We start from the raw sequence: 2,989 nt of genomic DNA, 5'->3' as shown, positions 1-2,989 counted from the left end.
ATCACTATCTATCATGACTCTCATGATAACTATTTTATGTCTTCGGGAATTGAGGAGATTAAAAATGCTGTTCTCAGGATAGTTCCGCATCTTGGTACTAATTGCCGTCATCCTCTCCTTTTTTCGGTTCGGCTTCTACCAGGGACTGAAACTGACGCTATTGTTGCCTCTATGTCTTCCTCTTCTTCTTCTAAACCTAGAAAACGACGCTCTAAGTTTAATAAATCGTAGTCGATAGTTGATTGTTAATTTAGTAGCTTTGCTAATCTCCTGCACCAAGAACAATCGCCTCGCATGAGGATTCAGTAATGAAAATTAGAACCCTAAAGTCAAAATTATCTAAAGCAGGTTTTGTCTGCTGTTCCCGACGAGGTAAAGGTAGTCATAGCGTTTGGAAACATCCTGTTTGTTCTGTTGCAGTCATTCAATCTGGTAAAGATTGCAAGGATGCCAAACCTTATCAAATTAAAGCAGTTGACTCGGCATTGCAACAAATTAAATGTTCCTAAGCTCGTATTTAATAGTACAATAGTATTAGTTAATAAGCTTCAACAATCATGAATAACTCTTCAATTGATTTTGGATTCGATACTGACGAATTTGTTGGTGAAATAACTACAGTACCTTATTCTCAGTTCCTCAATGCCAGTAGTAAGAACTACGGTATCGCTATTACTTCAGCTTCGGTTAATGAAAAAAGTTCTTGCGCTATTATTATTTAAATTATCCTGAAAATGTTTGCTTGCCAACCTTCACCAAGTTTGTAAAAAATTTCTAATTCTACATTACTATCTTGCTTTAAAAGATCGAAGAAAATGCTATTACTTTTTTTATAAAAATAAATATCTTTTCCAGGTAAAATAATAGATTCGATTAATCCATGATTTTGGTATATCTCTTTTATTTTACCTTCTGTACGTTTTAAATACTTACTAGATATCACTATTTTTTCTGTATTTTTATTTTCTGAAACTACATTATCAAAAATTTCATTTATAATTTCTTGCGGGTCTTTATTAAATCTAATATAAAGATCGAATAATTCAGATATAACCCAACTTTCTTTAGAAATTTTGTTGTTGTTTAGTTCTTTATCTTGATAATAACTTTCAAACAATTTTTCTTTAGCTTGGTTAAACAAACACACTTTTTTAAACTCATCCTCTTCCAAATCCATTAACTCTATATCAGTTTTTGCAGAATATCTCGAAACATGAGAGTATCCGTGACTATGACCCAACGCTTTGCAGATTTGCTTACTTTCATACAAATATTCTTTAGCGTTTTTCAAGTTTTCTTTTTTATTCGTTTCTTTTAACATAGCCAAACGATAATAAAACTCCCCTAATTGCCCAAGTCTTATATCAAGATACAAAAGCATTTGGTGTTGCTGTGTTTCAGAATACTTTAAATTTTGATCGTCACTTTTATTATTTTTCCAATAAGCTATAACTTTATCTGAGCTTTCCTTACCTTGTTCATATAAACTTAAGGACTCTTCTAAATTTCGTCGAAACCTTTCTTCGTCAGCTTTGATTTTCAAAAGCTTTGATTTTAATATATTTGGCAGTATATCTAGTGGACTTTCTGGAAATAAATATTTGATATTTTCTTTGTTATGATCTCTTCTAAAATCATTCACAATGTTAGTTATTTTGTCAATACATTCATTTGCTCCTTTAAAAATGTCCTTTTTTATCTCAGCTCTTACACTTTTGTTTTTCTCATCTTTTACAAACTCACTTTTATTGAAATCAATATATGACCAAAAAATATTTTCTAAGCGCTTAATTTTTAGCTGTTTTTTTATAGCAGAGTCTGTTATATCTTCAAGTGCGTCATTTATGTATTTTAATTCACATCTTACCTCATCAAAATTTTCTTTTTTTTTCCATTTATAAAATTTAAATTTTAATAATTTTAATCTAATAAAATTTAGATCGTATTCTTTGATTTTAATTCTTTTCGGTGCTGTTTCATAAAAGTTGTCAACCAATTTAACGAATTCCAAGTGCATAACTTCTGGCATTAAAAACAAAGACAATTCACAAAGATTTTGCTTTGACGACGATCGCCCGCTCATCACCATAGAATTTACCCCAGATATTCATCCCTCTGAAACTGAATACAACTACCCTCATCCAAAATTCGTTTTTGGCGATGAGGTAATCAACAAATTTAATCCTTCCAAGTTACTTACTATCTGCGCTTTAGAACTTATCGAACATAAAACCCCTTCAGGCTTGCTACTCCAACAACCTTACTGGAAATATAAGGTCGATGATGGTTGCTGGTACGAAGAATCAGTTTTAATCCGCCAATCCGATACTTGTGCTAAATGTTCTTATTTTGAAGATTACAACGATGAAAGAAATCGCGGATGGTGCCATCTTTTTAATGATGCTACTAGAAGACATCATCAACGCACCAATGACTGCGATCTCAATTCTTCATCCATGAAAGCCCTTCCATATCCTGAATACGATTATGGGGATAGGGTTAAGATCGTTGACTCCGACGAAGACCACACTGAATGGGCAGTTTTTAAAGTAGTTGAGAAAAGACACAACCCTCAGTATTATTCCTCTGTTGACAATTACCTGAATGAGTCTGAATGGTACTATCTTCTTTTTCCATCTTGGGACGGTAACGAATGGGTGGCAGAAAAAGAGCTTTGTCATGCAGATTTATCTCATACTGTTGCAACTGAAGAAGTGTTCTAAAACATGACTATTGGCTGTTAGCTAAGATTCAGTAGCCAACAGCCATACTCAGTCTTTTAACTCGCCTCACCTTACTCAATACTCTCAATAATTATCATGGTTCAATCACAGCTTTTAGTAGAAATTAGAACTTTTAACCAGCCCTTTCCCGAATCAGAAGACATCCCAACCATCACTATCTATCATGACTCTCATGATAACTATTTTATGTCTTCGGGAATTGAGGAGATTAAAAATGCTGTTCTCAGGATAGTTCCGCATCTTGG

5 protein-coding genes are annotated in these 2,989 nt (G+C 33.1%); 4 read left to right on the top strand and 1 reads right to left on the bottom strand.

Features of this window, described 5'->3' with window-relative positions:
* The 3 genes from KV40_RS35905 to KV40_RS35550 form a co-directional block, all read left to right on the top strand.
* Positions 1 to 231 (top strand): hypothetical protein (locus KV40_RS35905; protein WP_216595780.1); only part of this gene is annotated, 231 nt, incomplete at its 5' end.
* Between the two features lie 77 nt (positions 232 to 308).
* Positions 309 to 509, top strand: coding sequence for a type II toxin-antitoxin system HicA family toxin (locus KV40_RS31595; RefSeq protein WP_036489757.1), 201 nt, complete (start codon positions 309 to 311; stop codon positions 507 to 509).
* 48 nt (positions 510 to 557) lie between these two features.
* Complete coding sequence (locus KV40_RS35550; RefSeq protein ID WP_156114299.1) at positions 558 to 722, top strand: hypothetical protein; 165 nt, start codon at positions 558 to 560, stop codon at positions 720 to 722.
* On the opposite strand, the gene KV40_RS31590 is transcribed toward KV40_RS35550, so the two are convergent.
* On the bottom strand, positions 719 to 1,996 hold the full coding sequence (locus tag KV40_RS31590; protein WP_156114298.1) for a hypothetical protein: 1,278 nt from the start codon (positions 1,994 to 1,996) through the stop codon (positions 719 to 721). The two genes, KV40_RS35550 and KV40_RS31590, sit on opposite strands and share 4 nt — an antisense overlap.
* Here KV40_RS31590 and KV40_RS31585 point away from each other — a divergent pair.
* Positions 1,986 to 2,723, top strand: coding sequence for a hypothetical protein (locus tag KV40_RS31585; RefSeq protein ID WP_036489754.1), 738 nt, complete (start codon positions 1,986 to 1,988; stop codon positions 2,721 to 2,723). The two genes, KV40_RS31590 and KV40_RS31585, sit on opposite strands and share 11 nt — an antisense overlap.
* The last annotated feature ends 266 nt before the right edge of the window (positions 2,724 to 2,989 follow it).

The sequence above is a fragment of the Myxosarcina sp. GI1 genome (assembly GCF_000756305.1).
GTDB lineage: Bacteria > Cyanobacteriota > Cyanobacteriia > Cyanobacteriales > Xenococcaceae > Myxosarcina.
Note: the sequence above shows the minus strand (reverse complement) of the source record. Positions and strands in the feature narration are given on the sequence as shown.